This is a genomic window from Martelella sp. (assembly GCF_984369615.1).
The window spans coordinates 1-5,769 of record NZ_CFHTCS010000282.1; the positions used below are offsets into that span (position 1 = coordinate 1).

The window sequence follows — 5,769 nt, forward strand, 5'->3', positions numbered from 1 at the left end:
GCGGGCCGGCGGCGCGCTGACGCTTGCGCTGGTCAACACCATCGCCTCGCCGCTGGCAGAAGCGGCCGATCAGCCGATCGATATCGCCGCCGGACCGGAAAAGGCCGTCGCCGCCACCAAGTCCTACGTCAATTCGATCATCGCCGGGCTCGGCGTGCTTGCCGAATGGGCCGATGATGCGGGCCTCAGGAAGGCGCTGGGTCGATTGCCCGAGGATCTTGAAAAGGCGCTTGCCTGCGACTGGTCGCCGCTGACGGGTTCGCTGAAGGACGCGCAGTCGCTCTATGTGCTGGGGCGCGGCCCGAGCTTTGCCATCGCCAGCGAGGCGGCGCTGAAATGCAAGGAAACCTCCGAGCTTCACGCCGAGGCCTATTCCTCCGCCGAAGTGCTGCACGGGCCGGTCTCGCTGGTGGAGGCGCGTTTTCCCGTGATCGCCTTTGCCGCGCGCGACAAGGCGGAGGCGGCGATCGCCAAAACCGCATCCGGCATGGCGCAAAAGGGAGCGGCCGTGTTCCTGTCCTCGGACATGGCTGAAGGCGGGGCCGTCCGGCTTCCCTTTGTGGCGACCGGTCATCCGCTGACCGATGCGCTCGCCCTGATCGTGCCCTATTACAGCTTCATCGAGCAGCTTTCGCGCGCCCGCGGCTTCAATCCCGACCAGCCCGTCGCGCTCAACAAGGTGACGGAGACCGAGTGAAATGAAAAAGGCGGTTTGCGGCGCCAGGCTTTTCGACGGCGAGCGTTTTCACGATGGCATGGCTCTGGTCTTTTCGCAGACCGGCGTCGAAGGACTTGCGGCAGAGCGTCGTGTGCCGCCGGACGCGGAAATCATCCGCGCCGACGGGTTGATCCTGGCGCCGGGTTTTGTCGATCTCCAGGTCAATGGCGGCGGCGGGGTGCTGTTCAACAATGATCCGAGCCTTTCCGGCATCGAGACCATCTGCAGGGCCCACCAGCAATTCGGCACCACATCGCTTCTGCCGACGCTGATCACCGACACGCGCGAAACCGTCGAGAAGGCCGCTGCGGCGGGGCGGGCTGCGTTTGACGCGGGCGTGCCGGGCTTTCTCGGCCTCCATCTGGAGGGGCCGCATCTTTCGCTTGCCAGGAAGGGCACGCATGATCCGGCGTTGATCCGGTCCATGGATGATGACGATTGCGGCTTCCTTCTCGAGAGCGCCGGCCGTTTCGGCGTGGCGCTCACCACGGTTGCCCCGGAAAGCGTCAGGCGCCAGCAGGTTGCCCGGCTTGTCGAAGCCGGCTTCACCGTCAGCCTCGGCCACACCGCGACAAGCTGCGCCACCGCGCGCGAATACCGTCTGGCGGGCGCGTCCATGGCGACCCATCTCTTCAACGCGATGAGCCCGCTCGGCCATCGGGAGCCGGGCCTTGTCGGCGCCGCTCTGTCCGATGGCGCGTTCTCCTGCGGGCTGATCGCCGATGGCTATCATGTCGATCCCGTCGCCATGGGGATCGCGCTCAGGGCCAAGAAGGGGCCGGGTCGCATTTTTCTCGTTACCGACGCCATGTCGGTTACCGGAACGGATCTGGAAAGCTTCGCCCTCAACGGACGCACGATCTACCGTCGCGACGGCCGGCTTACGCTGGAAGACGGCACGCTGGCCGGGGCGGATACCGACATGCTGACCTGCGTGCGCAACTGCCACAGGATGCTTGGCGTGTCCCTGGGGGAGGCCTTGCGCATGGCCTCGCTTTACCCGGCCGATGCCGTGGGGGCGGGCCGCAAGGGCCGGCTTGCCGACGGTGCCGATGCCGATTTCGTGCTGCTTGGCGAAGACCTTTCGCTGAAAGCCACCTATGTCGGCGGCGCCTGCGTTTTCGCCGCCGGTTGATGACGCCTCAATCGAACACGATCGACGGACCCTTGCTGGTTTTGGCCGCAAGGCCGGCCTGGGTCCCCGCGGCGATGGCGCGATAGGCCTTCGCGTGCGGGCCGTCCGGTTCGCCGGCAACCACCGGTGTTCCGGCATCCGAGGTGGTGCGGATGTCCATCGCCAGCGGCACCTCGCCGAGGAAGGGGACGCCGATCTTCTCGGCCTCCGCCTTCGCGCCGCCATGGCCGAAGATATGGTGGGTTTCGCCGCAATTCGGGCAGATGAAGGCGCTCATGTTTTCGACGATGCCGAGCACCGGCACGGAGACCTTGTTGAACATGGCGATCGCCTTGCGCGCGTCGATCAGCGCCAGATCCTGCGGCGTGGAGACGACCACGCTTCCGGCAAGTGGCACCTGCTGGGCCATGGTCAGCTGCGCGTCGCCGGTGCCGGGCGGCATGTCGACGACGAGCACGTCGAGCTCGCCCCAGGCAACCTCGCGCAGCATCTGCATCAGCGCCGATTGCACCATCGGCCCGCGCCAGATGACGGCGGTGCCCTCGTCGACCAGAAAGCCGATCGACATCACCTTGAGGCCGTATTTCTCCATCGGCATGATGGTGCGGCCGGGCCCCTGCATCGGCCGCCCGGAAAGTCCCATCAGCCGGGGAATGGACGGGCCGTAGATGTCGGCGTCCAGAAGTCCCACCCTGAGGCCTTCCGCCGCAAGGCCGAGTGCCAGATTGACCGCAGTGGTGGACTTGCCGACGCCGCCCTTGCCCGAGGCGACGGCGATGATGGAGCCGATGCCGGGAATTTCGGGCTTGGCCTGGCCCTTTCCGCCGGCGCCCTCTTTCGACGCATCGGGTTTCTGTCTGGCGTCGGGGCGCTCGCCTTTCTGTCCGGCAGGCTTTTCGGCCGTCAGCGTCACCAGCGCCTGGCGCGCGCCGGGCAGCGCTTCGGCGGCCTTTTGCGCGGCAAGACGCACAGGCTCGTAGGCCTCAACCTTGTCGGCGGGAACGTTCAGCGAGAAATAGATCTTGCCGTCAGCGATGAAGATGTCGGAGACGAGGCCGCTGAAAGACAGCGGCTTGCCGTCGGCAAGCGTGACGGTTTCAAGGCTCTTCAGAACCTGTTCCTTGCTGATCGCGGTCATGGCTGCCTTCCTGTTCTCACTCAGTGCCTAAATAGTGGAGATTGCGCGAAACGCCAATGGCGAAGCGGCCCCCTCGACTCGACGCCTTGTCCGAAAGGCAGTCAGTCGAAAAGCATGTCTCTCGTGGCGTGAGGAAGGGTGGGGGAGAAAAAAATAGAAACGCCGGGGCGAAAACATAGACTTTCAAAAGTCCGTCGCGCCGGCGTTTCTATCGTTTTCAAGTCGCGCTCTTGGGCGCGTGTTTGTTTTCATCCCCTCTGGAACTGGAGAGAAGATGAACGATTACCTGAACCAATGCAAGCTGCTTTTTGGCGGGAAGAACAGGGATTTAGACTTGATCGCCCGTCAATGACGGGCAGAGCGTCCGTGTTGCGATGCACAAATTATTGACTCAGCTTATTTTTTGGGCCCGGGGCAAGGCCGCCGGCGGGCGTTCAAAAATCCGGATTTTTTTCTTCCAATGACGGTCCCGGGGGCTTTTTCGGAGCTTTTGTCCCGCCTGACGGCGTAGGCGCGGCAAGATCGCTTGATTTCTCGGCTTTCGTTGGCTTTCCTCATTTGCACGGCCGGGAAAGTCTGCGATTCTCGCGCGGGGGGCTCTCGCGAATGCAAAAGACCGCCACCACATGACAAGAGGAGCGCCGGTAGCGACAATGACTGCAGAGACCGTATTCGAAGGCCGTATTCTGGTGAATGACCGGACGACGCTCGGCGAGGGACCGGGCTATGACCCGACCGCCGACCAGATCTGGTGGTTCGACATTCTCGACAGCAAGCTCCACCTGCTCAATGCCTCGACCCGGGACAGGCGGATCGTCACGCTGCCGGAAATGGCGAGCGCCATGGCCGTGGTCGATGAGCGGCGCCACGTCATCGCCATGGAGACCGGGCTTTATTTTCACGATGTCTCCACCGGTGCGCTCAGTCTCCATGCTGCCATCGAGCCGGACAATGCCGTCACCCGCTCAAATGACGCACGTGTGCATCAATCCGGCGCCTTCTGGGTCGGCACCATGGGCAAGGAGGCCGAAGACGGGGCAGGGGCGATCTATCACGTGCTCGCCGGCAAGGTGACGAAGATCTTCGACAGGGTCACGATCCCCAATGCCATCTGCTTTTCGCCCGACGGCGCGACGGGCTATTATGTCGACACGCGCATCAACAAGCTGATGCGCGTTCCCGTCGACCCCGAAACCGGTCTGCCCGATGGTCCCGAAGAGGTGTTCATCGATACATCGAAGAAGCCGGGCGGTATGGACGGAGCGATCTGCGACGGCGACGGGCACATCTGGAATGCCCGTTTCGGCGCCGGGGTTCTCGACCAGTATGATACCGCCGGAAGGCTCGTCGCCCGTTTCCAGCTGCCCGCCCGGCAGCCGACCTGCCCGGCCTTCATCGGCCGCGACGGCGGCTGGATGATGGTGACCTCGGCTGCCCGCGACGCCGATATCGTCGAGGAACCGAATGCCGGCTTCACCTTCGCCCTGGTGACGGGCGCCAGACCGCGCTTCGATCCGGCCTACCGGGCGTTTTGAGCGTCACGCCGACGAACAGTAGCGCAGCGCGTCATAGATGGCGGCGTGGATGTTGCGGGCATGGATGGCATCGCCGATGCGGATAAGGTCGAACCGGCCCCCGGCATTCGTCTGCGGCAGCGACGGCTTCTGCGCGATCAGGGCCTTGTAGTCAACCGCACCGCCATTGCGCGCGAGCGGCTTCAGCGCGAAATAGAGATCATCCATCGCCATGGTGCCGTATTCGATCACGACCTGTGCAGCCGCGACTTCCTCGAAGACGCCCGGCGCGTAGTCGGAGGCAAGCACCGCCCTCAGCCCGTTGCCGTCGCGCCTTATCGCCGAAAGACGCTTGTTGATGGTGATCCCGACGCCGTTTTCCGCAAAGCTTCGAGCATAGGGCACATGGTTCATCCCGCCGACATCGGGCGCGAAGAAGCGCTCGGGCGTGACGATCCGAAGTGCCGAGCCGCTGCTCGCGATCATTTCGGCCGTCGTCAGGCCCGGGTGACCGCCGTGATCATCATAAAGCAGCACCGTGTCGGCGGGTTTCACCGTGCCGGCCAGGATATCCCAGCTTGAAACGGCAAGCGCTTCGCCCTCATCAAGCGGCGGCGACTGGGCAATGCCGCCGGTGGCGACCACAACCAGATCCGGCTCTTCCGCCAGAACATCGTCTTCCTCCGCATAGACATTGTAGCGGATCGGGACATTCAAGCGTTCCAACTCGGCGAGCCGCCAGTCGATGATGCCGATGAGCTCGCGACGACGTGGATTGCGGGTAAGAAGCCTGATCTGCCCGCCCGCTTCCCCGGCGGCTTCGAACACCGCGACATCATGACCGCGCTCGGCCAGCACCCGCGCGGCCTCAAGCCCTGCCGGCCCGGCGCCGACGACAACAGCCTTGCGTGGCGTCTCGGCCTTCGCGATCACATGCGGCATGGTCGCCTCACGGCCTGTGGCGGCATTGTGGATGCAGAGCGCCTCGCCGCCCTCATAGATCCTGTCGAGACAATATGTGGCGCCGACGCAGGGGCGGACCCGGTCCTCGACCCCGGCCTCGATCTTCGCGACGATATGCGGATCAGCGATATGGGCGCGCGTCATGCCGACCATGTCGAGACGCCCTTCGGCAACCGCATGGCGGGCTGTGGCGACATCTGCGATGCGGGCGGCATGGAAGACGGGAAACCGCGTCATCTCCCGCACCGCGCCGGCAAAGTCGAGATGCGGGGCGGACGCCATGCCCTGGATCGGAATCACC

Annotated in this window: 5 protein-coding genes; 3 read left to right on the top strand and 2 right to left on the bottom strand. The window is 64.4% G+C overall.

Translation table 11 applies throughout. The features are described from left to right. Together AC5DC2_RS18155 and nagA are read left to right on the top strand one after the other, a co-directional pair. Window positions 1–697 (top strand): SIS domain-containing protein (locus tag AC5DC2_RS18155; RefSeq protein ID WP_491699488.1); only part of this gene is annotated, 697 nt, incomplete at its 5' end. Window position 698: 1 nt separating this feature from the next. Continuing rightward, window positions 699–1,853 (top strand): N-acetylglucosamine-6-phosphate deacetylase, encoded by a 1,155-nt coding sequence (gene nagA, locus AC5DC2_RS18160; protein ID WP_491699489.1) that lies wholly within the window; start codon window positions 699–701, stop codon window positions 1,851–1,853. Window positions 1,854–1,860: 7 nt separating this feature from the next. Here nagA and AC5DC2_RS18165 read toward each other — a convergent pair whose 3' ends face one another. Further along, a complete protein-coding gene (locus AC5DC2_RS18165) occupies window positions 1,861–2,991 on the bottom strand; it encodes an Mrp/NBP35 family ATP-binding protein (protein ID WP_491699490.1) in 1,131 nt (376 codons plus the stop codon). A gap of 653 nt (window positions 2,992–3,644) precedes the next feature. Between AC5DC2_RS18165 and AC5DC2_RS18170 the strand changes: the two genes are divergently transcribed. Beyond that, window positions 3,645–4,526, top strand: coding sequence for an SMP-30/gluconolactonase/LRE family protein (locus AC5DC2_RS18170; protein ID WP_491699491.1), 882 nt, complete (start codon window positions 3,645–3,647; stop codon window positions 4,524–4,526). Window positions 4,527–4,529: 3 nt separating this feature from the next. Here the strand turns inward: AC5DC2_RS18170 and AC5DC2_RS18175 are convergent. Continuing rightward, window positions 4,530–5,769, bottom strand: a 1,240-nt coding sequence (locus AC5DC2_RS18175; protein ID WP_491699492.1) for an FAD-dependent oxidoreductase, incomplete at its 5' end; no start/stop codon positions are given.